Here is a 26,533-nt window from a genome sequence, read left to right as displayed (position 1 = left end):
TATTTGGAGGCCCACTCATGGGGCAGAAAGTTGCTGGTACCTGCTACGTCAAGGTTGACGGCACGCAGCTAACCCTCAAGGGCGGCGTGGAAGCACCGCTCATGGACAAAACGCGGGAGACCGTGGTCCCTGGATTTTTCAAGGAGGAGGACAAGGCGCCCTGGCTCAAGTTCTCCGCGGTGCATACAGCGAACTTCCCGCTCAAGGCTTTGACCGAGGGGACGAACATGACCATTACTGCCGAGCTCAAGAACGGCAAGGTCTACACACTTTCCGGCGCCTACCTGGTGGATCAGCCGAGTTCCAACGGCGAGGAAGGCACCATTGAACTGCAATTTGACGGCGTTAAAGGGGTATGGCTGTGAGTGAAGAAAAGCAGGTTGTTGACCCGAACGCGCCGATCAAGTTGAGCTCCCCGATTCAGGCGCATAGCGAACAGCTCACTGAGTTGGTGCTGCGCCGCCCGACGTCGCAGGAAGCCCGCGCGATCAAAGCGTTGCCGTACAAGATCGACGCGGATGAGGCGGTGTGCCTGGATCTGGATGTGTCGGCCAAGTACATCGCCGTGTGCGCCGGCATTCCGCCTTCGTCGGTGAATCAACTGGATCTGGCGGACCTCAACAAACTCGCCTGGATGGTGGCAGGTTTTTTCATGACCCCGGCGTCACCAGCCTCGAAGACCTGATTTCCCTAGTCTACGACCTGGCCTATTTCTGGAAGGTTGACCCTGAACAGATGATGGCCAGGCCGCTGGATATCTTTCTTGAATCGCTGGATCAGGCGCAGCGGATCAACCGCGCGTTGCAGGTGGACTGATGGCAGATCAATTTCAGCTCAAGGCACTGATCACCGGTGTCGACAAGCTGTCGCCAACGCTGGCCGGCATTCGCAAGAACGTTGCCAACTTCCGCAAGGGCCTGCAGAACACAGGTCTGGGCAATCTCAGTTTCAAGGAGGTCATCACCGGCGGCGCGCTGGCAGCGCCGTTCGTGATGGGGACGCGCGCAGCGATAGAGTTCGAATCGGCGATGGCCGACGTGCGCAAGGTAGTCAACTTTGACGCGCCCAGCCAATTCAAGGAGATGGGCGACGACATCACCAAAATGTCGGAACGGCTGCCGATGGCCGCCAATGACATCGCCAAGATCGTTGCAGCGGGCGGGCAGTCAGGCATTGCCCGGGGAGAACTTCTGGGTTTTGCACAAGACGCGGTAAAGATGGGCATCGCGTTTGACCAGACCGCTGAGCAAAGCGGCGACATGATGGCCAAGTGGCGGACCTCCTTCAAAATGACCCAAGCCGAGGTGGTCGGGCTCGCTGACAAGATCAACTACTTGGGGAACACCGGGCCGGCCAATACCAAGCAGATTTCCGACATCGTTACTCGCGTCGGGCCGTTGGGGGAAGTCGCGGGCGTAGCGTCGGGTCAGATTGCGGCGCTGGGCGCGACTATGGCTGGCACGGGTGTCGAGCAGGAGGTGGCTGCCACCGGCATCAAGAACTTCATGCTGGCGCTTACCAAGGGCAGCGCCGCGACGAAGACTCAGTCAAACGCGATGAAGTCGCTCAGATTGAACTCGAAAACCGTGGCGGCAGGAATGCAGAAGGATGCTCAAGGCACGATGCTTCAGGTGCTCAAGCGTATTGCTGAGGTTGATGCAGTCAAGCGCCCAGCGCTGCTGACCAATCTCTTCGGCACTGAGTCCGTTGCTGCAATCTCGCCACTGCTTACCAATCTAGGGCTGCTTGAGAGCAATCTTAAAAAGACCGGTGACGCTTCGCAGTACGCCGGCTCAATGGAAGCCGAATACGCTTCGCGTGCGGCCACGACTGAAAACAACTTGACGCTCATGCGAGGTTCTTTGAACCGGGCGAGCATAGCGTTGGACCAAGCATTTTTACCCCCGCTAAATGCCGTGATCAATAAGCTGCGGCCCTTTATCAGCCATGTGGGCGACTTGATTCAGGCCAACCCTGCGTTTGTCAGAGGACTCGCCATGGCTGGCGTCGCTTTCACTGCCATTCGCGTGGGCGCGGTAGCAGCAACTGTCGCCACCAGGTTGTTAGGGCTTGCCTTTTCAGCGACCCCGATCGGCATTGCGGCCGTGGCTATTGCCGCCGCTGTCGGTGTGATCGTCGCAAATTGGGACACCCTGGCGCCGTACTTCGAGCAGCTGTGGGACAGCATCAAGGGACCGGCAATGGCGGTGTGGGGCTGGATGAAACAGTTGTTCAAGTGGTCCCCGGTGGGACAAATCATTGCCAACTGGGAGCCCATCAGCGAATTCCTCGGAGCGCTCTGGGACGTCATCAAGGCCGCCGCTGTGTCCACCTGGGACTTCATGAAGGCTGCTTTCAACTGGGCACCCATGACGGTTATCGCTCGCAATTGGCAACCGCTGTCGGAGTTCTTTAGCGCGCTGTGGGACGTCATTCGCGCGCTGGCTGCGGTTGCCTGGGAAGGCATCAAGGACACCATGGCTGCGGCATGGGGCTGGATCAAAGAGCAGTTGGGCTTTGATCCGGTGCAGATCGTCACCGAGAAGTGGGAGCGACTGGTGGCTTACTTCAAGGGCCTGTTCGAGAGGATTCGGCCTTACATTCAGCCGCTGATGGAGGCAGGTGACTGGGCCAATCAGAAAACCGAAGCGGCCACGGGCTGGGTCAAGGGCAAGGCGGCGCAGGTCAGCAACTTTTTCTCGAAAAGCGACCCTGCCACGCTGTCCGGCGGTGTGATCAATACCGGCACGGAAGGGCTCAGGCACTTCGCAGCGGGCATCAGTCAGCAGCCTGCGCCCGTGGTTGCAGCAGATGGCATTAAACAGGCTGCGCCTGTCGCTGCGGCGCAGGTTCCTCGGCAGGCAGCGCCAGTCGTCACCGCTGGGCTCAGTCAGCCAAAAGAGTCGTTTACGGCCGACAACGGCCCGATCTTTGATCGCCCGCTGCCGCTGATGCCCGGCGCGATACTGCCTGCACCGGGCAATTTGCTCGCCGGTGCGTCAGGCAAGTCGCAGTTGAACGGGGAGCTGGTCATTCGGCTGAGTGCTTCATCATGTGCGACGTGCAGGGTGGCGTAAGTTTCCTCACTCACCATCGAGCCATCGCTCGTATAAATGCCGACGAAGATGAGCGTTACTGGCTCAGAGACATGAATCCGAATGTCGAGCTGCGTGCCGCCTGGCAAAATCTCGCTATATCTGAAAGCACTGAGCCTTCGCTCGGTCCACTGATGAAACTTCAAGCCTCTTTGGCGCATAGGGCCTCCTGCGGTCTGATGCCAAACGATAAAGCACGCCGCACCGTCCCGCCAATCAACTCAGTTGGCGCGGATTGGCGCGCACGTCAGCTTTAGACGGATAGCAAACCTGACGCGTCAGGAGTCACTCAATGCGCTACATGACTATTAGAAAATTTGCCAGCGAGTCTGGCTACAGCGAGGACGCTATCCGCTCGAAGATCCGTGATGGAATCTGGCGGCTTGGCGAGATTTGGTACAAGGCTCCGGACGGCCGGACGCTGATCGACACAGAGGGATATGAGTCATGGGTAGAGATGGGCGGGGAGTTCGGGCGATCTCCGATTCGAGTATCGAAATCACGTTCATGTATCGGGGCGTCCGGTGCCGCGAGCGCATCACGCTCAAGCCCACCGCCACTAATCTGAAGAAAGCCGGGCAGCACAAGGCGGCGATCGAGCATGCAATTTCCATCGGCACGTTCGATTACTCGGTCACCTTCCCGGGCTCGGCCAGGGCTGCTAAGTTTGCGCCGCAAGCATCGCATGAAACGGTCGCCGGTTTCCTGACCAGGTGGCTCGCGTCGAAGAAGAAGCACCTTTCCAGCAGCACCTACGAAGGCTATCGCAAACTTGTCGAGCACCGACTCGTGCCAGCCCTCGGCACGCACATGATGGTCGATCTGAAGCGGAAGATGATCAAGGACTGGCTCGACACGCTGGAGATTGGCAACAAGACGCTGAGCAACATCCAGAGCTGCCTCCGCTCGGCACTCACCGAAGCGGTCGACGAGGAGTTGATTGAGAACAACCCGATGGCCGGATGGACGTACAAGCGCAAGTCGGCTCCGGCAGATGAGGATGACGTTGATCCATTCAGTCCGGAAGAGCAGCGAGCGATCATTGCCGCCCTCGCTGGCCAAGCGGCAAACCTAGTGCAGTTCGCGTTATGGACTGGTCTCCGGACGAGCGAGATGGTTGCGCTGAATTGGGGGGACGTTGACTGGATACGTGGAGAGATAATGATCACCAAGGCTATGACCCAAGCGGCAAAGGGGGTTGCAGAGATACCGAAGACGGCATCAGGCCGCCGAGCGGTAAAGCTACTTGGTCCAGCTCTGACGGCATTAAAAGCGCAGAAGGATCACACCTTCCTAGCCGGGGATGAGGTGTTCCAGAATCCTCGCACTCTCGAACGCTGGGCTGGTGACGGACCGATCCGGAAGACCATGTGGGCACACGCGGTGAAGAAAGCTGGTGTTCGGTACCGGCGGCCGTACCAGACCCGCCACACATACGCCTCGATGATGCTATCTGCGGGCGAGCATCCGATGTGGGTCGCTCAGCAAATGGGTCATAGCGACTGGACGATGATAGCGAGGGTGTACGGCCGATGGATGCCAAGCGCGGACGAAACCGTCGGCTCAAAAGCTGAGAAGTTGTGGTATGCGAGCTCTGCCGAAGCGGATGCCAATATAAATAGCAAGCCATACAACTAAATATTTCTCTCTGGCAGGCTAAGCTTTATGTCCTAAGCACCGATACAACGATATGAGCGCTCATATCGGACGGTGATTGCATGTTTAACAAAAGGCTGAAAAGCACGGTTGCTAGTCTAGAAGCTGAGGTTCAGAACCTACGGAGCGCACAGGAGATGCTTGCTCAGGAGATGCTGACGATCACCGTCGATCGCAACATGAACATTATCCAGGTTGGCGAAAAGTTTGCGGCTTTTCTGAGCAGAGATAAATCATCGCTCCTAGGCCAACCATTGGGGAGCATCACGCCTCCATATGTCAGCGAACTTCCCTGCTACAAAAATTTCATGAAAGCTATGAAAAATGGCACCTCGACATCTGATGATTATAGATTCATCAAAAATGACAATACTCTTGTCTGGATGCGTGCGGCATGGAGACCATCGATCGATGTCACTGGCCAGGTCATCGCCATGACATGCTACGGCTTTGATGTCACCGAATCTATCGACAAGCATCAAGAAGAGAGCGCACTCATTCAAGCTTTGCTGAGATCTACAGCGGTCATAGAATTTGACATGGCAGGCAATGTGATTACCGCTAACGACCACTTCCTAAGGGCTGTTGGCTATTCACTCGCCGAGATCAAGGGTCGACATCACCGTATTTTCTGTGACCCGACACACGTGGGATCACCGGAATATGAAAGCTTTTGGAATACTCTCAGGTCAGGGCGCTTTGTTGCCGATCGCTTCAAGAGAATTGACAGTCACGGCAATGAGATCTGGCTAGAAGCCACCTACAACCCAGTCCTAGACACTCAAAACAGGCTCTATAAAGTCGTAAAGTTTGCAACACCAGTCACTGATCAGGTGCGTCGAGAGCAAGAGGTCAATGACGCGGCAAATACCGCCTTCGATATTTCGCAGCGAACTGATGCTACGGCGATGCGTGGAGCTGCAGTAGTAAAGGAAACGGTTGCTACGATGAATTTGATCGTTGATCAGGTCACGTCGGCTTCAAACGGTATCGAGGCGTTGGGAAAACAGTCATTATTGATTAGCTCAATTGTTCAAACCATTGGAGGCATTGCGCAGCAAACTAACCTCCTGGCATTGAACGCTGCTATTGAAGCGGCAAGGGCAGGAGAACAAGGACGAGGATTCGCGGTGGTGGCTGACGAAGTTAGGCAACTCGCGGCCCGCACAAGCTCCGCCACTGAGGAGATAGTTACCGTAGTCCAAGAGAACCAGTCCTTGGTAAATCAAGCGGTGTCTGGCATGGGTACTAGCAAATCGCAGGCAGAATTAGGTCTGAACCTTGCTCAACAAGCGGGTAGCGTGATTTTAGAAATTCAAGCCGGGGCTCGTGAAGTTGTTGGGGCGGTGGAACGTTTTTCAAAACAGCTATGACGGACCGATGCTAGACAATGACAGCTTTATGCCAGCCTTCGGACTGAGGGCCACGTATTTCAAGGCTTAGCTGGGGGTTCAAATCCCCCCGGCTCCACCAAATCCTAAAAAGAAGACGTCCTTGGACGTCTTTTTTTGTGGCTGAAATGCGATTAACTCAAGAGCCCATGCACTGCCAGGCACTGCGAAGGTGTAGTGATTTGCGGCCACGCAACGACTCGATGCGCTTGCTGAGCTTAGGATTGAACCGCCAGCGCCAGCATAAGCGGCAGGCTCATCCGATTCTTCAGAAATGATGGGCCGGGGCGGTATTGATCGGCTAAATAGGATCACCTGTCGAGTTGCGCTTGGGCTTCCTGCTCTTGGTCGATGCAACCTGACAATATTTGGTAACTCCCGCCTACTGCTTTCGCTACTCGATCACAGTAAGCCATTATTTTTGGCGAAGCGTTCTTGGCAGGGATCTCAGCCCGAGCATCCGCTTCTTGCTCTCGACAGCCGAGCTCGATCTGAGCACTACCCCCCACTGCATCCGAAACTTTTCCACAGTATTTTTTCATATCGTAATCAGCGGCTTGAGAGAAAGCAGGCAGGCAGCTAAGGCACAGGATCAGGGAAAGTTTGCGGTGCACAGTCGGAATCCTTTCGTTGGAGAGACCAGACAGTGCCATCATTCGGCTGGGCATTTCAATGACCAGCTTAGGACCTCACAAAATGAATGTATTACGCAGACATCCCCTTGGCGCTGATAGAGTCGGCTGCCTTTGCCCTGACAGCCCCCCCCCCAAACAGCCCGATGACCGCTCCGCCCAGCAAGGGGTTGCCAGCGTGATCCGGTGTCCCGGCATCCAAGACTAGCCGCAAAGAGCCGCCCTTGGCTCGAATCCAAAAAGACACCTACTGATGTCTGTTTTGCTTGATGCCAATGGCTATGAGCATTCAGGTGCTCTGGCATCTGTTGGTAAGGGTTGGCGAGGTTTGATAGCGACGTTAAGCTTTGCCCCTGACATCAATCAAATCCGCACGATCAGTTGCAGGGAGCAGGAAAGGCATTTGATACTTTTTTATGGATAGACGGTCTGGATGGCGATTGCTCGGACTTCGAGCATAAAAACTGGATAGAGATATCCGCGTACAACCTCGCCGCTACTCAAGCGGTCTCCAGAACAGCGAGCTCGGCTGGCGGTGCCACAGTAGGCCGCGTTTATTTAAGTCACTTCAGCGTTGTAAAACGAGTGGATGTTGCAACACCTAAAATACTCGAAGCCTGCTGCGCGGGACGGCACTTCAAAAAGATAGTAATGAGCGTGTATAGAGCAGGTGGAGAAAAACAAAAATTTCTGGAGATTGTATTCGAGGAAGTTATCATAAGTGGCATCCACAGCGGAAATATTTTCGACGCTGCGGCCTCGTTATTCCCTGAAGAGGTCGTATGGTTTGATTATGCCAAAGTCAACATTGTGTACTCCCAGCAAAGCCGCATCACCGGGCTAATCACAGGGCAAAGCTCTGCCGGCTGGGACCAAACCCGAAACAACACTTACGCATAAGGACGGTATAAGCGCCTAATATATATTGCTATGACGGCGATTGTGGGCTTACGGCGGATCAGTTGCTCTGGGTGATTGCCGCTGAGACGACAATGGAAGAATTTGGTCTAGACGATGTAGCATCTGCGTTGGCAATCGTTAGCGGGGCTAATGTAATTCCAACTCGGGGGAAGCCTGGGGGCGCGATTCCGAACACTTCCGTAGCGTCTGTCCTTTCCCGACGCGTGCTTAGAAAAACAAAGTTCCCTGGCGGGTATCGGGCACCAACAGTTGTTGGAATGTGGCCGCCCAGATTAAGACGAACCCCTTATCTCGCTGCATTCGTAGGGCGTGCCATACCTGTATTCGGATGGGCTTACACTGCCGCCGAGCTAGGCCTAATAGGCTACAAGACTGTCGTTACCTACAACGCTATTGTGCGCCCTGAAGATCAGGTATTTTGAATGAACAATAATGAAGTTGATTACGAACTGCTCGGCAAAATAATAGAGTGCATTCACGAAACCTTTGAATTCAGCGCAACCGCATTTAAAGATTTAAGTCTATCCACGGATATCAACCGTGATCTAGGCATTGAAGGCGACGACGCCAACGAGCTGATGCCAGAGTTTTTCCAACGGTTCTCGGTGAACATCGATAACTATGACCCTTACAGATACTTCGTGCCAGAAGGTTTTGACCTGCTCTCTTTCAGGCGTGGCAAGGAGAGACAGGGGAAGATACCAATTAAGCTAGGGATGTTGTATCTGGCCGCCAAAACACAAACTTGGGATCCGACTCTGCTGGAGCAGGTCAGCTACAGCAATATCCCTTTGTACAACAGTAAGACCGACATACCGCTGCCAGGGCATGAGATATAGCGGCAAGGGTCTCTGTCGTGAATGGTATATACCTCAAACCAAAAATTATTTGGCCACGTCGTCAGACTCTAATCCGCAATTGGATTTGCAGCCCCTAACACCCCAAAACCAGGACCGCTCATGAAGCAATGGATTGCAGCATTCCTCACCCTACCCCTATCTGGCTGCGGCACCATCCTCACGCTCTACAACGGGCCGGGCGCAGCGGAAAATCTGGCCGGGTGGCATTCGTATTGCTCTCAGATCCCGCGCGTTTACAGCGGCTTCGCTTACGGGTATTGCACCATGGATGCGCCGGAAAGGTATGGCGTCCATGACTCAGCTCCGATCGCTGCGGCCGACATGCTGCTTTCAGGGATTGCAGACACCCTCGTCCTGCCCTACACGATTTATCAGCAGAATGAGCTCGGTGTTATTCCGGTCAAGCGCAAGCAGCGCTGATCAGCACGCCGTCAACATTCGCCAAAAGCCATAAAAAAGCCCCGCTCGAATCAGCAGGGCTTTTGGGTTCACCGCGAGTCGATCAGACCCCGCCCTTCCCCGGCAACAGCTCATCATTCCCACGCCTAGTGGTTGGCTCTTCAGTCACCGGATCGTTCTCGGTACGCGCGGGCTCTGTCGGATCAACCTGCGGGTCGGAAACATCGGGCGATTCCTCATTAAACCCAAGATCCTTATCCGGATCCGTCTGCGCGCTGGTCCCTGTAAGCGAAGTGTCATTAGCCATGAATTCGATCTCCTCGTTTACGTGCGAGTTATCCGCACCATGACCATGAGAAGCCCACAAGCGCTCCAAGTGCCGCGGATTAGACGGGCGGTTTCGAAATCGCCTGCCCATCACACGGCTCACCAACTCGCACGAATGCCGACACTGCCGCTGACTCCCGCCAGTTCATTGCTGTCCAGCTGGGCGGCGTAGTCCACCGCGAAGTACACGCTTACTCCCTTCGCCACACCAACGATCAAGCCAGCGCCAATGTCGGTGGATGAGGACCTGTGTCGGGTTTTGATCCGGTCGACGCCGTTGTAGGTCACGGTGTCCTTGCCATCCAGCACCTGCCAGACGTTCGCGCGCAGGTAGGGTTCGACGGGCAGATTGTCGATCAAGTAACGGCCCTTCAAGCGCGCGCCGACTCGACTCGTCCAGTAGTCCTGTGAATCAAACGAGACGTCGGAGATGCCGTCGTTCTGGCGGTCGAGGTCGATCCGTTGATGGATGACCTGCACTTGGGGTTCAACGACCCAGCGTTCGGAGACGGCCATCGGGTAGCCCGTTTCCAGAGACAGGCTGATGGCATGGCCGTCGGTGTCGAGCCTGATGCCTTGATCGGATCGGCTGCTGCCGCCGAGACGTGTGCCCATGGCGACGGCGTCCAGGTACCAGCGGCCCGGGTCGACCAGGCTCCAATAGGCGCCGAAGTGGTCGCCGTTGATTTTCATGCGGCCGGCTTTTGTGCCCTTGAAGCCTTCGGCGAATCCCTCGACGCTGCCTTGTAACCGGCTCTGGCCGACGAAGACGCCAGCGCGTTGCACCCGGCCGGAATCAGTCGGTGCGACATACAGGTCGTGGCCCACTTGGTAGCCCTTGGTCGACCCATCGAAATGCGGCGAGGCATCGCCGGCCCAGTCCCTGCGTATGTCGCTGCCATACAGCCGCGCCCATCCGCCGGGCGCACCGCTGAGCAGGTTTTGATCGCCCTGACGATCATGAAAAGTACCCAGCGCTTCACGCGCCATGATCTGCGCAGCCGGCACGAACACCGAATAGATCGGCACTTCCAGGCGATATAACGGGATGGGCTCGGCGCCGGGCGACGCCGTTGGCAATGGTGCCGTTAACGGGGCCGGGACTGGCGAGACAACGGCAGGCGCAACGGAGGGTGTAACCGGAGCAGCAGGCGGTGGGACGGGAACAAGGGTCGGTGGCTCAACGGCCGGTTCGTCCGGATCGACAGGGACCGGAGGCACTGGCACTGGCACTGGCACTGGCTCGGGAACGGGAACGGGAACGGGAACAGGAACAGGTGTTGGTGTTGGTGTTGGCGTTGGTATAGGCGTCGGAATGACAGGCGACGGCGTGACGGGCTGGGGTGTCGGATCCACCACATGCGGTGCGGTGGGCGGCGGTACGCTCAATGGGCTTCGGACCGCAGCCACCGAAGAGCGCAGGAACCAGCTGTTTTCGGTCCCGGCCGTCACGCCGCCCTTGAACAACTGATAGCGGTAAGCGCCGGCCACGACGCGGTTGCCCAGCACAAAGGCGTCGCCGGTGCTGGTCGCTCCATTGACGGCCTGAATTACCTCAATACCATTGTCCTGAGTCACTCCGCCCAGCCCGTTGAGGTTGCTGATGCCCAGCTGGGTGTTGCCGCTGATTGCACCTTGGGACACCACCAGTCGGTCACTGGCCGAGCGGTCGTCGCCCAGCGTTGTCTGCAGCAGCAACCGGCCGTTATTGCCCAGGTAGTTGCCGTACACGGTAAGTCTGTCGCCGGCCACGACGCTGTTGGCGGTCATGTCGACAGTCCCGGCGTTGTTCAACGAGGCGAGCTGCCCTGCGGCGTACGGGCGAAAGGCGCCTTGTGTCACCTCCAACGTACTGGAGCTGTCGATGTTGAACGTGCCGGTGTTGCTCACGCTGTCGCCAAGAAAGAGGTCGGTGTCGAGCGTGAAACGCGACTGCCCGGTGAGATCAATCGCTTCCCACCCCAGGTAGCGCCCGGCCCCGGCGCTGAGGGTCTGGAAAAACGTCAGTTGGTCATTACCCAGTCCGCCGTCTAGCAAAGGGTTCGAACTCAGCGTGCTTTCATTGAGGTTGCTGATTGAGGCGCGGTCATTGCCGTCGCCCATCAGCACGGAGGACTGGATCACTCCGCCCCCGTTCCACGCGAACGTGTCGTCGCCGAAGCTGGCGCGGATTTCGCCGGATACCGTCCCGCCGTTCACGCTGATGCTGTCGTTGCCGCCACTGACGCTGATGTTGCCGCCAATGCTGCCGCCCGAAACGACAATGGTGTCGCGGCCGAAACCGGTGACGAGGTTGCCGATGATCCGGCCGCCCGACATGTCGAAAAGATTGTTGTCGAGCTTCATGTCGACGCGGCCAATGGTGCCGTCGCTGAGGGTCGCGACGTCACCGTCTTCAAACGCCCCGACGATGGTCCCGCCGCTCATGGAAAACACGTCGCGGCTATCACCCTGCGCCAGTGACTGGAGGGTGCCGCCGCTCATGAAAAAGTTGTCGATACCGGGACCCTGCATGAGGCTGCCGGTGATGGTCCCGGCCTCCATCACCATCACGTTTGTGCCCGCGCCCTGGTTGATGGTGCCCTGTACCCGGCCGGAGCTCATGACAATCCGGTCGGCGCCGTTGCCAAACAGGATGTTGCCCGTCACCACGCCCGTGCCGCCAGTTGGAAACGTCAGCACGTTATCGCCGGCCAGATCGACCAGGCCCGGACTGGTGCTGCTGTCGCATACGTAGTTGTCATTTCCTGTCCCTGACACCAACGTGCAAGCCGCTTCGATCGGCGTGACTGGCAACAGCACTGATACACAAGACACACGGAGAAACTGGCGGAAAAATGCCCGATCGGGCTGTTTCATCACAACGTCCTGCGGAATGACCCGCGTGCTTACATCCCTATAAAGAGCGCACTCAAGCAAGTGCGTCCAATTGTCGCCCTGACAGTACAAGCGAAGGATACAAACCCCGACATGTCAAACGGCGCGAGCCTTATCGACAGGTGAGTTTGCGGGAAAACGCCGCTTAGGCACACGCCTGAAGCCTTCGATCAGCACCGGCTTGTGACCCGGCGACCGCGCCCGGCCGCGGTTGTGACAACGATGACAACGGCGTAGAATCCGCAACATCTCGTCGCATCTCCCCATACTCATAATATTCAGCTGACCGCATGCACCGCCCAGGCACACGCCTCGAGCGGTCTTTCTGCTTGTCGGCGTTTTTCACTGGGGAAACGGCAAACCGAATTCTTCAGGAGGGCATTCGTATTGATGAATACCACTAATGCACACACCGGAAGTTGGCTGAGCGTGATCGCGCTGGCCCTGGCAGCGTTCATCTTCAACACCACGGAATTCGTGCCGGTGGGTTTGTTGAGCGCCATCGGTCATAGCTTCGACATGACCACCGCCCAAGTCGGCCTGATGCTGACGGTTTATGCGTGGATCGTGTCCCTCACGTCGCTGCCGATGATGCTGATGACCCGCAACATCGAGCGGCGCAAGTTGCTGTTGTTTGTGTTTCTGACGTTCATCGCCGCCCATGTGATGTCGAGCCTGTCATCGAGCTTCGGCATGCTGCTGGTCAGTCGCGTCGGTATCGCAGTGGCCCACGCCGTGTTCTGGTCGGTGACCGCATCGCTGGCTGTGCGAGTGGCACCGGAGGGCAAGCAGGTTCAAGCCCTCGGTCTGTTGGCAACCGGCACAGCGCTGGCGATGGTGCTCGGCATTCCGCTGGGACGCGTGCTCGGCGAAGCGCTGGGCTGGCGCGCAACCTTCCTGGCGATTGCCATTGCCTCGGGCCTCACGGTGTTAGTGTTGATGAAGTCGCTGCCGCTGCTGCCGAGCCAGAACTCGGGCTCGTTGCGCAGCCTGCCGATGCTGTTCAAGCGCCCGGCGCTGATGTCGCTCTACCTGCTGACGGCGCTGGTGGTCACGGCGCAGTTCACGGCCTACAGCTACATCGAACCGTTCGCACAGATCGTGGCGAAGATGAATGGCGACATGACCACCGTTATCCTCTTGCTGTTCGGCGGCGCCGGGATCGTCGGGTCGGTGATCTTCAGCCGCTACAACGACCGTTACCCGCGCGGCCTGCTGATCACTGCGATCGGCGCCCTGGCGGCGTGTCTGATTCTGCTGCTGCCGCTGTCCGGCAACTCATCGTCGATGGGTACGCTGAGCGTGGTCTGGGGCATGGCGATCATGTGCTTTGGTCTGGTAATGCAGTCCAAGGTCCTGGCGATGGCGCCGGACGCCACGGACGTGGCCATGGCGCTGCATTCGGGCATCTACAACATTGGCATCGGCGGCGGCGCGCTGTTGGGCAGCGTGGTGATCAGCCAGCTCGGCGTGGCCAACATCGGACTGGTAGGCGGGATGGTCGCGATCAGTGGTTTGTTGCTGGCGTGCCTGGCGACACATCGCTATGGCGAAACCATTCGGGCATAAAGACGAAACGCCGAACACAGTATGAAAGGCGGGAGCGACCGTGATGTCGCTCAAGCTTCCTCTCAAACAGTTGTGTATCTGCCAGACAGCCAGCGTCTGAAACGCCGTATTCGTGAGCAAGCTCACTCCCACATGAACTGCGTTCGCCGCGCCACGGCGAACGATCCATCATTCCCATCGATAACCAACATTCCCGCTAATGCCTTCCGCTCAAAACTGATGGGCGTACCATCGCCCTCACACCCAAACACGAACCGAGGGCAGGAAAAATGATCGTTCATCTCCTTACTTGCTTGACGCTCGCAGCGCTTACCAGCTACGTCGTCGCCCTCAAACTCTTCGATCTGGGATCGGTCTTGATGACCGCGGACGATGAGGACAGTCGTGTTGTGGCACCGGCCAACTAAGGCCAAGTAGCTGACACTTATCAGCACCTTTCACGCTTTCAACGTTCTGTTACATGCGGAGCAATCGACATGACCCGAGACGTCACGTTGCACGTTAGTTTTCCAACATTTGGAAAGAACTATTACTCACAACATGTCATCGCCCGCAAGAACGGCCACGGTCTCGTTGAGGACAATCGCTTCGGCGCCTTCATGATGCCTTCGGCGGAAAACCACTTCAGCAATGAGGTGGTGGGCTTCAACGCTTTTATCCTCTCTCTTGAAATGTGTTGATCGTGAAAAACCTCCTGCGTAGTTTTATCCCCCACTCGCTAAACACCCACCCTGCCGAATGGTCGCGTGCCGCCATCGGCGCGTGCCTGGGCATCTTCGTCAGCGCGGTGTTCTGCCGCGAGTTGTACGGCATCGACATCACGCTGCACCTGCTGGGGCCGGTGGGCGCGTCGGCGGTGCTGCTGTTCGCGGTGTCGACCGGCGCGCTCGCTCAACCGTGGGCGATCCTCGGCAGTTACCTGATCGCCGCGCTGGTGGCGCTGTTGTCCATCAGGCTGCTCGGCAACACCATTAATGCCGCTAGCCTAGCGGTCTGCTCGTCCATCCTGCTCATGTGCGTGCTCCGCTGTTTGCACCCGCCCGCTGCTGCGGTCGCGATCTGCATCGTCACCTCGAAGAACGAGCTGTCGCCCATGGGCCTTCAAGTGCTTGGCCCGGTGATGCTCAACGCAGTGTGTCTGCTGGCTGGCGCGCTGATCTACAACAACCTGACCAGGGTGCGTTACCCCAAGGCGCAGGCCAGTGAGCTGCCGACGCCCGAACAGGTGCCACTCAACAGCGACGGCTTCAACGCTGAAGATCTCGACAAGGCGCTGGAGGAAATGGGCGAGTTCGTCGATGTTTCTCGCGAGGACCTTGAGGAGATTCTGCACAAGACCGAAGCCCATGCGCTGCGACGCAACCGTTCCGATATCGACGCCGCCCGGATTCTCTCGCGCAGTACCCACAGCCTCTCGCTGGAGCATTCGATGGCTGACGCGATGAAGATGCTCGCCAAAAATGACAGCAAATATCTGCCGGTGCTGGATGGTGACAAGAAGGTGGTGGGCATCATCACGCTGGTGAACTGATAGCCAGCATTGGGCACCCACTGGCAGAAATCCGGAATCTGAGGTCTGATGCACAAGGCTCGTACCGATAACGAGCCACACCCCCAATTCTGCGGAAACCCACATGAAACACGCCCTGCTTGCCGGCTTGCTCCTGACTGCATGTGCCCTGCCCTTCACGGCAAATGCCAACGACGACAACAATCAGTGCCAGATGAACCTGAGCAAGGTTCGTGACGCGAAAGTCGCTAACCCCCATCTCAGCGATGCGGTCAAAAGCGATATCGACACGACCGTGCACCGCGCCGAAGCGGCCTTGGCGCGGCACAACGATGACGGCGGGCGTGAATGTGTGGCGCTGACGCAGCAAGCGCTGCAGAAGGCCCAGAGCAACTGAGCCGGAGGGGCGCCAGACGGCTCACCCCTTTCAGCGCTGCAGCTATTTCAAGACCAGCATCCGATACACCCCCGCTTCGCTTTCAATCCCGTGGGTGTCGTGGGTGAAGCCGGGGAATGACCGATCGAAGCTTTCCAGCGCCCGAAGATAGGCCAGCAACGGCCCATCTGCAGGGCCCGCGTTTTCCCCGGGCATCAGCAGCGGGATGCCCGGCGGATAAGGCACGATGCCAGTCGCGGCAATTCGTCCGGCGGCCTCTTCCAAGGTGACCTGCTCTACCTCGTTTTTGACTAACTTCTCGTACGCCTCCACCGGGCTGAATTCGGCCTTGGGCAACGTGCCGAACGCCTTCGACATGGCCGCTGTGGTCTTGGTCTCTTTCATCGCGGCGAAAATGTCTTCTGCCAGATCTTTCAAGCCCATGCCGGCATAGCGCTGCTGATTCGCCGTCAGCAATTCGGGCAAGCAAAGCTCCAGTTCCAGGTTGGTGTCGTAGTCACGCTTGAAGTCGAGCAACGCGTTGACCAGCGTGCCCCACTTGCCCTTGGTGATTCCGATGGAGAACAGGAAAAGGATGGTGAAGTCGGTGGTCTTCTCAACGATGATGCCTTGATGCCCCAGGTAGGCACTGAGCAAGCAGGCCGGAATGCCGAAGTCCAGCAGGTTGCCGTCATCACCCATTCCCGGGCTGAGGATGGACACTTTGATCGGGTCCAGCATGCAGTAGCCGTCTTCGATGTCGCCGAAGCCGTGCCACACCTCGTTGGGGTGCAAGACCCAGCAGTTCGGGTCAGTCTTGAGCCGAACCGGATCGACTTCGTGAAACGCAATCGCCGTGGCCCCGACCTGCACCGTAGGCGGCTGCCAGCAAGAGAAGAACCAGTCGTCCTGGCTTAGCATGTCGGTCTGCATGCGCGAGATGACCTGGCGGAACGCCACCGCTTCTTCAATGGATTCGTTGGTCAGAATCTGGCCACTAGGCGCCTCCATCATCGCCGAGCTGACGTCACAGGACGCCATGATCGCGTAATTGGGCGAGGTCGACGCGTGCATCATGTAGGACTCGTTGAACCGCCCGTGGGGAATCGGGTTGCGGCCGTTACGGACATGAATCATCGAGGCCTGGGACAGCGCCGCGAGCAGCTTGTGAGTCGACTGCGTGGCGAACACGGTGGGTTTGGACGGATCGTGATCATCCGGGCTGCCGTGCATGGCAAAGCGGTCCTTGTACAGCGGGTTGAACCGGGCATAGCCGTACCAGGCTTCGTCGAAATGCAGCCGGTCAACGCTCTGCCCCAGCAGCTCTTCAACGCGGGTGACGTTGTAGGTCAGGCCGTCGTAGGTGGAGTTGGTGACGATGGCATGCACCGGCGTCGGGTCGATGTGGCTTTTGACCAGCGGGTTGCTGGCGATGGCGGCTTTGACGCTCTCGGCGCTCAAGGTCTGCGGCAGGATCGGGCCGATGATGCCGAAGCGGTTGCGCGTGGGCACCAGGTAGGTGGGGATGGCGCCGGACAGCGTCATCGCGTGTTCGGCAGACTTATGACAGTTGCGGTCGCACAGGGCGATCTGGTCCCGGGTGACGCTGGCCATCAGGATCACCCGGTTGGACATCGACGAGCCGTTGGTCACGTAGTACGTGCGATGGGCGCCAAACACCTTCGCCGCATAGCGCTCGCCCTGGCCGATCGGGCCGCTGTGGTCGAGCAACGAGCCGAGTTCGCCGACGGAAATCGACAGGTCGGAGCGCAGCAGGTTCTCGCCAAAAAACTCGTAGAAGGCTCGGCCTGCCGTGCTTTTCAGAAAGGCCGTACCGCCGGCGTGTCCCGGGGTGTGCCAGGAATATTCGTAGCTGCGGGCAAACTTCAGCAGCGCACCGAACATCGGCGGCAACACCGCCTGACGGTAGCGTTCGATGGCCGCCATGATGCGTCCGCTGAGGAAGCGGCTGGTGTCCTCCGGCAGCCAGATGAAGTCATCGGCGTGCTGCATGACGATCAACGGCACACTCGATGCCGTGCTGCGATCGCTGATCAGAAACACCGGCACACGCGTGTTGCGCTCACGCAGCGTGGTGAGCAGATCGATGCATTGCTTGTGGTCGTCGCTGCTGTCCATTTCCCAACTGAGCAACACACACTGGATCGCCGGATCGGTGCTGAGGATCGACTTCGCGTCGCTGAGGCTTTCGGAGGTCAGCACGCTGATGGCGCGATCTTCCACATCGCTGATCAGCTGGATCAGGGCCCGGCCGAACACGCTGCGTTTGTCGGGCTGGCTGCTGACCAGCAGCGCCAGCATGCCGAGCAGGTGTCTGTTGTCGCTCATGGTCGAGTCTCCAGGGTGGCCAGGTTCAGGTTGTTGACGGGGATCGGCTCGCCGACGATGTGCTGCGCGGAAACGGTCTGGGTCGGCACGCTGTTGTTCAGCGCTTCAAGCTTGATCAGGCGCGTGTTGACGAAGCCGAACAGGGTGTAACCGACGATGGTCGCCACACCGCCAAGCATCAACGCCTCGGCGCCGGAGCTGTACAGCGCCAGATAGCTGTACGCGGTGGCGATCCCGGCGACGATGTTGGTGATGAGGGCTTTTTGCGGCGGCACGTTGGAGACCTTTTGCAGGGTCATCAGCGTGGCCATCGACAGGATGTACGGCACCAGATTGGTGACCACCGCAAGATTGACCAGTGTGTCGAACTGCTTGGCCAGGTCAGGGCTGATGGTCAGCAGCGCCAGGGCGGTCTGGATCGCCAGCAGGATCAGCATGCTGATGATGGGCACCCCGTGCTTGTTGGCTTTGGCGAAGATAGGCAGGAAGTAACCGGTGTCTGCGGAGCTTTTGAACACCTGCGCCACCGTGAACTGCCAGCCCAACAGCGAGCCGACGCAGGCGAGCACCATGAGCCCCATGATGATGTCGCCGATCATGGGGTTGAACATCTTGGCGAACACCAGCCCGAACGGCGCCGTTGAGGAAACCAGTGCCGCGTTGTCGACGATGCCGGCAATGACGTTGGTGGACACGATGTAAATCACTGCTGCGCCAAGTGTCCCGCCAAGCACTGCGATGGGCACATTCTTTTCGGGGTTCTCCACCGCATCGCCGTTGGCGCACGCCGACTCCAGGCCGAGAAACGCCCACAGGGTAATCGCTACCGAAGCGCCCGCTGCCTCGTACCAGGTTTTGTCGTGGGGATTCCATCCGGCCGCATACGTGCTGCTGTCGAACCAGAACCAGCCGATCGTCGATACCAGCACCACCGGAGCAATAACGCCCCATACGGTCACCGCGCCAATCTTGCCGGTAATACGTGCGCCGCCGAAGTTGGCGAACGTGGTGATCCATAACAGCGCGATGGTGGCCAGGCCAACTTGAAGCGAACCCAACTTGATATCGAACAGCGTCTGTATATATCCAACTGCGGTGATACTGATGGCCACGTTGGCAATCAACAACGACAAACCGTAGGTGTAGTTGGTGATGTAGTTACCTGATTTACCGAAGGTGTATTCCGCGTATCCACCCATGCCGCCGGTCTTGCGACTGAGCATGCCGCACCGCGCAAAAGCGTAGGCCAAAGCCAGCGAACCGGTGGCCGTAATCAGCCAGGACAGGATGGAAATGCCGCCCACCTCGGCGAGTTTGGTGGGCAATAGCACAATGCCGGACCCGAGCATGTTGACCGCAGTCAACATCGTGAGCTGACCGACGCTCATTTTCTTAGCGACTGACATTCCGTTGCCCTGTTTGCAAAAGGTGAGAGGATTTAGCTATAGCAAAGGATTCTTGTTAATCAAGAAAACAGCGTTTTGTTAATCAAGAACCGGCCAGCCGCTAGTTGCTGGCGACAAGCCATCTTTACTTGGACTAATTATGTTGTTTGAAGGGTGAATAACGTTAAGAAGAACTGTCAGTTCAGAGGGATGGCGGCGTCTTGCCGAAGGCAAAAGAGGATAGCGTCAAGGACCGGAGGGGTATTGATCTATATCAATCAGTGGTCAGGTAGCGAAGCGGCAACGCTGGTCAATTCGGACAGGTTTTTTTGGACCAAGCGAAGCGAGGGCTGAACAGGTGGGAGCCGGCTTGCCGGCTCCCACCGTTTCAAACGAATAACGTGATCAGCGCAAACCCGACGTACCAGACGATGGCCGAGCGGATGAGCAACTCCCACAACACGTCCAAGCTGTTGACGCCCTCGACGCCCACCACGGGCGCAGGGACCTCGCCAGCGACGCAGCCGACTTTGCTGATCAGGCGGGAGGCGCTGATGTTCCAGTTGAGCAGTTCGCTGAGCATCACGCGGCTGACCGCGACGAAGTTGCCCACTAGCGCAAAGCTGGCGGCCAGCAAGCGCACAGGCACCCAGTCAAAGGCATGCCTTGCCTGTGTTGCACGCTCGACGAGCGCCGGTGTTTTGCCGTGTTCCGAAGCAAGGGCCAGTAAGCGGTAGGCCAACGCCGCAACAGGGCCGAGCACGAAATACCAGAAAATCACCGCAAAAAAGCCCTGATAAATCTGCCACAGCAAATATGTCTGAGCGCCGCCCAGTAGCTGTTCTTCATTCTCGGCCAGGACCCCAAGGTCGCGTTCGGCAACTAGCACCGCCGCTTCCTGATCGCCTCGACGGCAGGCATCTCGAAACGAGCCGAGCGCGGCTTTGACGTCGCCACGGCCGAGGCTGTAAATCAGCACCAGCAAGTGGATCGGCAGCGCGAGCCAGCCGTAGGCCACCGAGCCCACGATCACCAATGCCAGGGCCAGGACCACCAAAGGCAGCACAACCGTCACCATTAAAATCCACCACGGTCGCTTGGCTGAGCGTGGGTTGGATTCAAGCCGGCTCAATTGATTGAGCCATGGCCCGTCGCGCTGAATGCGCTGGCGCAGGGCCGAAAACTTCTCGATCCAGACCGCCAGCAGCAAAACCAGAAAACTCATTAGCTGCTCCTCACTTCAAACGTCCAGGGCGGCACGAAACCGCTCCCAGTCAAAACACGGACCCGGATCGGTCTTGCGCCCCGGCGCAATGTCGCTGTGACCGCATATGCGTTGCCCCGTGATCGCTGGCCACGCCGCCTGCAACTGGCGGGTCAACTCGATCAGCGCCTCATACTGCGCGCCGGTGAAAGGTTGATCATCCGTGCCTTCGAGCTCGATGCCAACGGAAAAGTCATTGCACGTCTCGCGACCGTCGAAGATCGAGACACCTGCGTGCCAGGCACGGTCGAGGCACGACACGAATTGAGTGACCGCTCCATCGCGCTCAATCAGGAAATGCGCAGACACCCGCAGTTCAGCGATGCCTTCAAAGTAAGGGTGTTCTGTGACGTCCAGCCGATTCTGAAAAAACGCCTGGACCTTGCCGGTCTTGAACTGCGCGGGCGGCAGGCTGATGTTGTGAATCACCAGCAACGAAATTTCATTGTCAGGCCGGGCATTGAAATTGGGTGAAGGGCAATGCTGCGCGCCGTGGCACCAGCCGGTGGCAGGGTCCAGATGCATGGAAAATCCTTAGGGCGTGAAACAACAGCGCGCAGTATGCCCGCGACAGGAAAGGATGTGGATGGCGAATCTACCCTGAGGTTGCGCGAATTCGCAGCAAGAAGTCGTAGGCTCGATCTGCGCCCTAGCCCTTCAGCTTGCGTAAATTGCCCAGTACCGACTCAAGGGCGCGGTCGAACAGCAGGGCGTCGTCGAGGACACGAATAGCGCCGCGACGAAATTCCACCGCCAGGCCCATGCGGGTTTTCTCAAGCACCTTCATACCCGTACGATTGACGAACACATAGCGCCCACTCGGATCAACAATCGCCGCCAGCTTGCAGCGCAGCTTGTGGGATTCGTCTTCCTGGATCTCGACCCAACTGCCCAGGCGAAGCTTTTCGACTTGCATCAAACCTTCGTCGTCGGCAGGCAACTGCATCGATGGCTCGGTCTGAATCTGCTCGCCCGGCCCAACGAGAACGATCTCTTCGACCACGGCCATCATCGTCGGCCCATGATCAGACGCGACCTGGTCGCCAACGGTGGTCGTGCCAGGTGCTTTCGTCACGTGGCTGAACGCCTGGACGTGAAGCGCTTCGAGCTGACTGAAGAATTCGCTGGTGGCAAACGGATCGAAGGCGGCACTGCTCAAGCCGTCGCGCAGGGACTTGAGTAACCCAGGCACCAGCTCGAGCAAACGCTGTCGCGCTTCCGGCTCGTCATGGGACTCAACGCTCCAGATCAGATCGTCCATCGCCTGAAGGCCTGACGTCCATTCAACTGACTGGTCGCCGTGTTTGAGGCACGTGAGCAACAGCACCTTGCTCCAAGCCTCTTGCAACAGGCGAACAACGACCTGCGGCAGGGTCTTGCCGAGCAGGCGATCGTTCAGCGCCTGCTGCACCCGCTGACGGGCCAACTCTGCCAGTGCGCGGCCTTGTTCGGCGTCACGGGTGCGTTGCTCAAGCAACTCACTGCGACGACGCTCGTCGCCGGTAAAGGCCAGAAAATCCACCAGCAGCTCAGTGAAAATTGCCGGGTCATCGACGAAATCGTGGAGCAGGCGCTGGACGATTTGATCGATGCGGGCGTAAAGCGAGTCACGCTGGGTGTCGTCGCGACCACCCCAACCGAGCGCCGCAGAGGCGATTTCATTCAGCAGCCGACGCGCAGGGTGACTGCCACGGCTGAAGAAACTCTTGTCGATCACCGCGACCTTGAGCATCGGAATCTGCAAACGGCCGATCAACGCCCGCAGCGAACTGGGCAGGTTGCGGTCGTCGAGAATGAATTCAAACAACATCGAGATGAGGTTGATGACGTCCTCATCCATGGTACCCACAACGCGAAACTTGCCGCTTCTCGCGCTGACACGACTGATCAACTGCTCAAGCTGGGCGCGCAGGTCGAAGTCGTCGCTCTCCTCGGCTTTCGGTACGTACTGCTGCAAGTGAGACAGCAGACGCAGCAAGTCCTGACTGGAAATCGGACGCGCATCGGTCACCGACTCGGGGCGCGGCGTCAGGTGACCACGCACATGCACCAGCAACTCCTGCAACGCGGAAAACACGTCCTGCACGCTTTTATCGAGACTTTCGGTCGCCTGGAGAATAGCGGCGTTGTCGGCACGCAAGGCTTCACTCGAAGGCGGCACGCTGGCGATACGATCAGTGGAGCGACGGGACGGCAACGCCTTCAGTTCCGGCAATACACCTGCGGAAATTAGCAACTGGTTGGCTTCCTCATAGAGCTGATCGGCGTTGCTCAAGGCGTACTTCTCGAACAACTTGAGAATGATCAGCTTCACCTTGATTTCAACGCCAAGACTGCGTCCGGCCTGCAGGAAATAGTCGCACAGCAGCGTCGGTCCCAACGGATTGGTCTCGTCGGTCAACGGCTGAGGGATAAGAACATTCAAACGCGTGGTCAGTTGACCGAGGGCGATACCGTCGCGACTCATGACCTTGACCACCATGGCGTCAACCGCAACGGTGCGTTCGAGATCATCGTTATGGACCAAGGCTAACTTGTCGTAGGAAACGGGCTCGGGCATCGGGGGCTCGGCCACTTCGTACTGACCCAGGCGCAGGAATGCTTCAAAGAATTTGTCGAGGAAGTTGCGCTCGATGCTTTTGCGCTTCAAACGCAAGTCGCGCATGGCCTCGAAGAAGATGTTCTGCTCAGCGTTGTTGTGAGCACGGTCGGCCATTTCGAAAAGCGTGTCGTCAGCGTTATCGAACAACGTCTGCAGGCTCTCCTTCAACTGCTGCGCGGCTCGGTCACGAACCTGAAGCAAAACGACGGGCAGCCGAGCGACAGGCGAGGATCCCGGATGATCCGCACCTGCCTTCAAGGGCACCACTTTGTTTCCGTCGTTCTGCATCAAGGACTCCTTCACACCGTCGACACAACTGCTTTAACAACAGCTACACCCCGCAGCGAATGAAGACTTGACTCCATTCAAACGGATCTCAACATTTTATCCCTGGGGATGTTGCAGGCTAACGTCAACGCTATGACGTCAAATACAAGGCGAAAGTATCAGTTAAATCCGGGCCGCTCGCCAGCGGACACTTCGCCTTGATTGGAATAATAGGAGGCGGCGAAGGGACGTGCGCAGCGATAGACCCTCAAAATCACAATCTGTCGCATAAGCGAGGAAAAAACCGACAAAGTGCAGGTTATGCACCCGACTGGACACGTGGCCTACATAGGTTGGTACACGCGCCTGCCATATACTCGGCGCACTTAGTTCGTGGAGCCTGATATGCCAAACCTACGTCTCGACGCCCTCACTGCCGAAATTGAAGCCAACGTGCGCCGTGCGTTGGTGGAGGATGTGGGCAGTGGTGACATCACCGCGCAGCTGATTCCGGCAGAGCGCCTGGCCAAGGCCACTGTAATCTCCCGCGACGCAGCGGTGATCGCCGGCACAGCGTGGGTCGATGCTGTTTTCCGTCAGCTTGACCCGCGCGTCGCGGTGCATTGGCAGGTCGTTGACGGCGATCGCGTGCAGCCCAATCAGGCGCTGTTCCACCTGGAAGGCCCTGCCCGTTCGCTGCTGACGGGCGAACGCAGCGCACTCAATTTTCTGCAGCTGCTGTCAGGCGTCGCCACCCGCGCGCAGCACTACGCGGACATGGTCGCCGACACTCAGGTCAAACTGCTCGACACCCGCAAAACCCTCCCAGGCCTGAGAATGGCGCAGAAGTACGCCGTCACCTGCGGCGGTTGCCATAACCATCGGATCGGCTTGTTCGACGCTTTTCTGATCAAGGAAAACCACATCGCTGCCTGTGGCGGGATTGCGGAAGCCATCACCGCCGCGCACAAAATCGCGCCAGGCAAGCCCGTGGAAATCGAAGTGGAGAGCCTCGACGAACTCAAACAAGCCCTCGACGGCGGCGCCGACATCATCATGCTTGATGAGCTGAGCCTGGACGACATGCGCGAAGCCGTGCACCTCACTGCCGGACGCGCCAAGCTTGAGGCCAGCGGCGGTGTGACCGATGCGACTTTGCGTAACATTGCTGAAACTGGTGTTGATTACATTTCTATTGGGACGCTGACTAAGGATGTGAAGGCGGTGGATTTGTCGATGCGGTTGAGCATTTGAGAGCGTTGCGACGTCTTAAAGGTTGAACTGCGACGGATGATCGGGCTCTGCTGGTTATGGGCTTGAGATCTCTGAGATCGAATTGGTAATCAAACGGAAGAGGAAATAACGATGGCTGACGAGAAGCAACCTGTCGAACCTGAAGAGGACGTTCCGGCTCACTCGACTGAGGAGGAGAAGGAACGGTTAAAGGATTTCAATAAGGACGGGATTCCGCCGGGGATTTGTTGATTCGGGATACGGGATACGGGATGTGGGCCGCGTCGCCTGAGAAGGAATGCGGCCCTCGCCTGGGTTGCACCCTTCCAAGTTCAAAGGTTAGTCATGGGATTCTAGTTACCAAAATACTGCGAGCACGACTCCGAGCAAGATAGACGTCAAGATTGCCTCACGCGTGGTGAAGTTGCCGTAGATCAACAGCTGCATTCCGATCGCTGTCGCGACCGCCAGTCCTCTTAGCACAGACCGATTGCTGGAGCCGTTTTCTCCCCAATCCGATGGTGCATCCAGCGGCGAGCCAGTGTTCATCCAATCGTATTCAGACCCTTGAAAAAGCGCGTACAGCAGTAGGCAGGCGGAGTAGATGCCGTACACGACGATGCGCGTCAAAATCCTTTTGTATCTCATCTCCTGCGGGTCTCCTCATCGATTCCTGGGTCTCCAAGTTTGCCAGGATACGCACCCAGTGATCGCACCTCTCGGCGATGTTATTGACGCGCTAAGAAAAAACGAACTGTTTCATGGCTGCCATCAATGCGACGACTAAAATGGCGAGCCCTACACCAGCAGTCCACTCAGCTTCCGGTGTACAGGCAAGCCATGAGCCCTTCGATGGATATTTGCCTAGCGTGACCAGCTTCACCAAAGGCCAACCGATCGGAAAGCAGGCAACACGAAAAATCTCTTCGATTAAAGTATCAAACACGCTCGCGCATCCGTTTGCTGGGCTGTAGATATGGCGCGGTTTAGCGAGTCCGTAGAGGTGATGACACCGTCTCCCATCAAAGCTAACAACTGACTGAATGGCAAGCGGGCTTGCGGCGATGCCTTACGTTTGGAGGCCTCTCCCTCGTTTTCCACTTAGGAGAAAGCGGGCTGTGGACTCCTCCTGAAACAGAGATTCCGCCGGGGCTGATTAAATTGCGGGCTGTCGGGTACGAAAAAGCCCGGTGTTGAGGACCGGGCTTTTCGTGTTTCTGGTGCCGAAAATAGGAATCGAACCTACGACCTTCGCGTTACGAGTGCGCTGCTCTACCTACTGAGCTATTTCGGCGTTTTAGCTAGCCTAGCAAAACGCACATAGCGTTCCGGATTGACAATTAACGACAGCTAGCAGGCATATGCTTCGTCAGGCCTGCAGTCGTGGCACATGTCCAGGTAATCTGGTCGTTTATCGAGGCCTGCAGCGGGGTCAGTGTAAAGACCGGCTGAATTGCAGCGCCCGTGGCTTTCGTCGTCACCGTAATGGTCCCGCCGTTGGCAATCACGACCGATGCTACGTAGGTGTTGTTAGTAGCAACTGCGTTGAACGTGTAGCCTGAGTTTAGAGCTGTCACACCAGCGACACCGTTGACCTGGTTGGCAGCGGCCTCGGTGACGGCAAGCTTAGCAGAAGCGGCTTGACCAAATGCTTCAGTGACCTTGCTGCGGATCATGTAATCCTGGTAGGCAGGCAACGCTACGGCTGCCAAAATACCGATGATTGCCACTACAATCATCAGTTCAATCAGTGTGAAACCTTTTTGTGCATTCATCGGTACTACTCCAAGCGTCAATTTGGTGTTGCTCCCAATTGTGTT

The 26,533-nt window shown here is 57.7% G+C and carries 25 protein-coding genes, 1 tRNA gene and 1 pseudogene; 15 read left to right on the top strand and 12 right to left on the bottom strand.

Translation table 11 applies throughout. The features are described 5' to 3' along the window. Positions 1-17 precede the first annotated feature (17 nt). The 6 genes and pseudogenes from SLW74_RS17265 (at position 18) to SLW74_RS17240 (ending at position 6,124) form a co-directional block, all read left to right on the top strand. Positions 18-365, top strand: a complete 348-nt coding sequence (locus SLW74_RS17265; RefSeq protein WP_133776789.1) for a phage tail tube protein — start codon at positions 18-20, stop codon at positions 363-365. Continuing rightward, entirely contained in the window at positions 362-685 is a 324-nt protein-coding gene (locus tag SLW74_RS17260; protein WP_410929610.1) for a phage tail assembly protein, read from the top strand. The genes SLW74_RS17265 and SLW74_RS17260 overlap by 4 nt, the downstream gene beginning before the upstream one ends. Before the next feature lie 130 nt (positions 686-815). Next, on the top strand, positions 816-3,077 hold the full coding sequence (locus SLW74_RS17255; protein WP_410929609.1) for a phage tail tape measure protein: 2,262 nt from the start codon (positions 816-818) through the stop codon (positions 3,075-3,077). A gap of 465 nt (positions 3,078-3,542) precedes the next feature. Beyond that, positions 3,543-4,733, top strand: a complete 1,191-nt coding sequence (locus tag SLW74_RS17250; protein ID WP_410929608.1) for an Arm DNA-binding domain-containing protein — start codon at positions 3,543-3,545, stop codon at positions 4,731-4,733. A gap of 80 nt (positions 4,734-4,813) precedes the next feature. Then, positions 4,814-5,590 (top strand): annotated as a pseudogene (locus SLW74_RS17245) (PAS domain-containing protein); the annotation flags it as partial. A 69-nt stretch (positions 5,591-5,659) separates the two neighbouring features. Beyond that, on the top strand, positions 5,660-6,124 hold the full coding sequence (locus SLW74_RS17240; RefSeq protein WP_410929654.1) for a methyl-accepting chemotaxis protein: 465 nt from the start codon (positions 5,660-5,662) through the stop codon (positions 6,122-6,124). A gap of 329 nt (positions 6,125-6,453) precedes the next feature. Here SLW74_RS17240 and SLW74_RS17235 read toward each other — a convergent pair whose 3' ends face one another. Next, entirely contained in the window at positions 6,454-6,756 is a 303-nt protein-coding gene (locus SLW74_RS17235) for a hypothetical protein (RefSeq protein ID WP_410929607.1), read from the bottom strand. Positions 6,757-7,155: 399 nt separating this feature from the next. Here SLW74_RS17235 and SLW74_RS17230 point away from each other — a divergent pair, with 399 nt between their 5' ends. The 4 genes from SLW74_RS17230 to SLW74_RS17215 all read left to right on the top strand — a co-directional run bounded on the left by SLW74_RS17230 (position 7,156) and on the right by SLW74_RS17215 (position 8,975). Then, positions 7,156-7,674: an Hcp family type VI secretion system effector gene (locus SLW74_RS17230; protein ID WP_410929606.1), complete on the top strand. Its 519-nt coding sequence runs from the start codon at positions 7,156-7,158 to the stop codon at positions 7,672-7,674. Positions 7,675-7,694: 20 nt separating this feature from the next. Continuing rightward, positions 7,695-8,117, top strand: coding sequence for an STM2901 family protein (locus SLW74_RS17225; protein WP_410929653.1), 423 nt, complete (start codon positions 7,695-7,697; stop codon positions 8,115-8,117). Continuing rightward, the gene (locus tag SLW74_RS17220) at positions 8,118-8,534 is read left to right on the top strand and encodes a DUF1493 family protein (RefSeq protein ID WP_410929605.1); all 417 of its coding nucleotides are present in this window, start codon (positions 8,118-8,120) and stop codon (positions 8,532-8,534) included. Between the two features lie 120 nt (positions 8,535-8,654). Then, the gene (locus SLW74_RS17215) at positions 8,655-8,975 is read left to right on the top strand and encodes a YceK/YidQ family lipoprotein (protein ID WP_410929604.1); all 321 of its coding nucleotides are present in this window, start codon (positions 8,655-8,657) and stop codon (positions 8,973-8,975) included. Between the two features lie 82 nt (positions 8,976-9,057). Here the strand turns inward: SLW74_RS17215 and SLW74_RS17210 are convergent, their stop codons facing one another. Continuing rightward, positions 9,058-9,261, bottom strand: coding sequence for a DUF6021 family protein (locus SLW74_RS17210; RefSeq protein ID WP_410929603.1), 204 nt, complete (start codon positions 9,259-9,261; stop codon positions 9,058-9,060). A gap of 119 nt (positions 9,262-9,380) precedes the next feature. Then, complete coding sequence (locus SLW74_RS17205) at positions 9,381-12,140, bottom strand: autotransporter outer membrane beta-barrel domain-containing protein (protein WP_410929602.1); 2,760 nt, start codon at positions 12,138-12,140, stop codon at positions 9,381-9,383. Positions 12,141-12,548: 408 nt separating this feature from the next. Between SLW74_RS17205 and SLW74_RS17200 the strand changes: the two genes are divergently transcribed. The 4 genes from SLW74_RS17200 to SLW74_RS17185 all read left to right on the top strand — a co-directional run bounded on the left by SLW74_RS17200 (position 12,549) and on the right by SLW74_RS17185 (position 15,634). Further along, positions 12,549-13,727, top strand: a complete 1,179-nt coding sequence (locus SLW74_RS17200) for a sugar transporter (RefSeq protein WP_192133090.1) — start codon at positions 12,549-12,551, stop codon at positions 13,725-13,727. 476 nt (positions 13,728-14,203) lie between these two features. Beyond that, a complete protein-coding gene (locus SLW74_RS17195; RefSeq protein WP_410929601.1) occupies positions 14,204-14,407 on the top strand; it encodes a hypothetical protein in 204 nt (67 codons plus the stop codon). Between the two features lie 2 nt (positions 14,408-14,409). Then, a complete protein-coding gene (locus tag SLW74_RS17190) occupies positions 14,410-15,258 on the top strand; it encodes an HPP family protein (RefSeq protein ID WP_410929600.1) in 849 nt (282 codons plus the stop codon). 103 nt (positions 15,259-15,361) lie between these two features. Next, a complete protein-coding gene (locus SLW74_RS17185) occupies positions 15,362-15,634 on the top strand; it encodes a hypothetical protein (protein ID WP_065987633.1) in 273 nt (90 codons plus the stop codon). A gap of 42 nt (positions 15,635-15,676) precedes the next feature. Here the strand turns inward: SLW74_RS17185 and SLW74_RS17180 are convergent, their stop codons facing one another. The 5 genes from SLW74_RS17180 to SLW74_RS17160 form a co-directional block, all read right to left on the bottom strand. Further along, on the bottom strand, positions 15,677-17,962 hold the full coding sequence (locus SLW74_RS17180) for an Orn/Lys/Arg decarboxylase N-terminal domain-containing protein (RefSeq protein WP_410929599.1): 2,286 nt from the start codon (positions 17,960-17,962) through the stop codon (positions 15,677-15,679). Further along, positions 17,959-19,368: a putrescine-ornithine antiporter gene (potE, locus tag SLW74_RS17175; RefSeq protein WP_410929598.1), complete on the bottom strand. Its 1,410-nt coding sequence runs from the start codon at positions 19,366-19,368 to the stop codon at positions 17,959-17,961. The genes SLW74_RS17180 and potE overlap by 4 nt, the downstream gene beginning before the upstream one ends. A gap of 367 nt (positions 19,369-19,735) precedes the next feature. Beyond that, a complete protein-coding gene (gene ampE / locus SLW74_RS17170; protein ID WP_410929597.1) occupies positions 19,736-20,572 on the bottom strand; it encodes a regulatory signaling modulator protein AmpE in 837 nt (278 codons plus the stop codon). Positions 20,573-20,587: 15 nt separating this feature from the next. Next, entirely contained in the window at positions 20,588-21,136 is a 549-nt protein-coding gene (gene ampD / locus SLW74_RS17165; protein ID WP_296310638.1) for a 1,6-anhydro-N-acetylmuramyl-L-alanine amidase AmpD, read from the bottom strand. A gap of 124 nt (positions 21,137-21,260) precedes the next feature. Further along, the gene (locus SLW74_RS17160; RefSeq protein WP_192133104.1) at positions 21,261-23,501 is read right to left on the bottom strand and encodes a DUF1631 domain-containing protein; all 2,241 of its coding nucleotides are present in this window, start codon (positions 23,499-23,501) and stop codon (positions 21,261-21,263) included. Between the two features lie 384 nt (positions 23,502-23,885). On the opposite strand from SLW74_RS17160, the gene nadC reads away from it, so the two are divergent. Beyond that, entirely contained in the window at positions 23,886-24,734 is an 849-nt protein-coding gene (nadC, locus tag SLW74_RS17155) for a carboxylating nicotinate-nucleotide diphosphorylase (RefSeq protein ID WP_410929596.1), read from the top strand. A 336-nt stretch (positions 24,735-25,070) separates the two neighbouring features. Here nadC and SLW74_RS17150 read toward each other — a convergent pair whose 3' ends face one another. The 4 genes from SLW74_RS17150 to SLW74_RS17135 form a co-directional block, all read right to left on the bottom strand. Beyond that, the gene (locus tag SLW74_RS17150) at positions 25,071-25,361 is read right to left on the bottom strand and encodes a hypothetical protein (RefSeq protein WP_369318929.1); all 291 of its coding nucleotides are present in this window, start codon (positions 25,359-25,361) and stop codon (positions 25,071-25,073) included. Positions 25,362-25,452: 91 nt separating this feature from the next. After that, positions 25,453-25,659 (bottom strand): hypothetical protein, encoded by a 207-nt coding sequence (locus SLW74_RS17145; RefSeq protein WP_410929595.1) that lies wholly within the window; start codon positions 25,657-25,659, stop codon positions 25,453-25,455. Between the two features lie 272 nt (positions 25,660-25,931). Further along, positions 25,932-26,007: transfer RNA gene (locus tag SLW74_RS17140), tRNA-Thr, on the bottom strand. A gap of 46 nt (positions 26,008-26,053) precedes the next feature. After that, positions 26,054-26,488 carry a pilin gene (locus SLW74_RS17135; protein ID WP_410929594.1) on the bottom strand — a complete coding sequence of 145 codons (435 nt, stop codon included), beginning with the start codon at positions 26,486-26,488 and terminating at the stop codon, positions 26,054-26,056. Positions 26,489-26,533: the final 45 nt, after the last annotated feature.

Source organism: Pseudomonas sp. W5-36, assembly GCF_046540455.1.
Classification (GTDB): domain Bacteria; phylum Pseudomonadota; class Gammaproteobacteria; order Pseudomonadales; family Pseudomonadaceae; genus Aquipseudomonas; species Aquipseudomonas graminis_B.
Note: the sequence above shows the minus strand (reverse complement) of the source record. Positions and strands in the feature narration are given on the sequence as shown.

Coding starts and splice junctions, on each gene's coding strand:
- SLW74_RS17265 (WP_133776789.1), top strand. CDS start 18: ATGGGGCAGAAAGTTGCTGGTACCTGCTACGTCAAGGTTGACGGCACG.
- SLW74_RS17255 (WP_410929609.1), top strand. CDS start 816: ATGGCAGATCAATTTCAGCTCAAGGCACTGATCACCGGTGTCGACAAG.
- SLW74_RS17250 (WP_410929608.1), top strand. CDS start 3,543: ATGGGTAGAGATGGGCGGGGAGTTCGGGCGATCTCCGATTCGAGTATC.
- SLW74_RS17240 (WP_410929654.1), top strand. CDS start 5,660: ATGCGTGGAGCTGCAGTAGTAAAGGAAACGGTTGCTACGATGAATTTG.
- SLW74_RS17220 (WP_410929605.1), top strand. CDS start 8,118: ATGAACAATAATGAAGTTGATTACGAACTGCTCGGCAAAATAATAGAG.
- SLW74_RS17215 (WP_410929604.1), top strand. CDS start 8,655: ATGAAGCAATGGATTGCAGCATTCCTCACCCTACCCCTATCTGGCTGC.
- SLW74_RS17210 (WP_410929603.1), bottom strand. CDS start 9,261: ATGGCTAATGACACTTCGCTTACAGGGACCAGCGCGCAGACGGATCCG.
- SLW74_RS17205 (WP_410929602.1), bottom strand. CDS start 12,140: ATGAAACAGCCCGATCGGGCATTTTTCCGCCAGTTTCTCCGTGTGTCT.
- SLW74_RS17200 (WP_192133090.1), top strand. CDS start 12,549: ATGAATACCACTAATGCACACACCGGAAGTTGGCTGAGCGTGATCGCG.
- SLW74_RS17195 (WP_410929601.1), top strand. CDS start 14,204: ATGACCCGAGACGTCACGTTGCACGTTAGTTTTCCAACATTTGGAAAG.
- SLW74_RS17185 (WP_065987633.1), top strand. CDS start 15,362: ATGAAACACGCCCTGCTTGCCGGCTTGCTCCTGACTGCATGTGCCCTG.
- SLW74_RS17180 (WP_410929599.1), bottom strand. CDS start 17,962: ATGAGCGACAACAGACACCTGCTCGGCATGCTGGCGCTGCTGGTCAGC.
- potE (WP_410929598.1), bottom strand. CDS start 19,368: ATGTCAGTCGCTAAGAAAATGAGCGTCGGTCAGCTCACGATGTTGACT.
- ampE (WP_410929597.1), bottom strand. CDS start 20,572: ATGAGTTTTCTGGTTTTGCTGCTGGCGGTCTGGATCGAGAAGTTTTCG.
- ampD (WP_296310638.1), bottom strand. CDS start 21,136: ATGCATCTGGACCCTGCCACCGGCTGGTGCCACGGCGCGCAGCATTGC.
- SLW74_RS17160 (WP_192133104.1), bottom strand. CDS start 23,501: ATGCAGAACGACGGAAACAAAGTGGTGCCCTTGAAGGCAGGTGCGGAT.
- nadC (WP_410929596.1), top strand. CDS start 23,886: ATGCCAAACCTACGTCTCGACGCCCTCACTGCCGAAATTGAAGCCAAC.
- SLW74_RS17150 (WP_369318929.1), bottom strand. CDS start 25,361: ATGAGATACAAAAGGATTTTGACGCGCATCGTCGTGTACGGCATCTAC.
- SLW74_RS17135 (WP_410929594.1), bottom strand. CDS start 26,488: ATGAATGCACAAAAAGGTTTCACACTGATTGAACTGATGATTGTAGTG.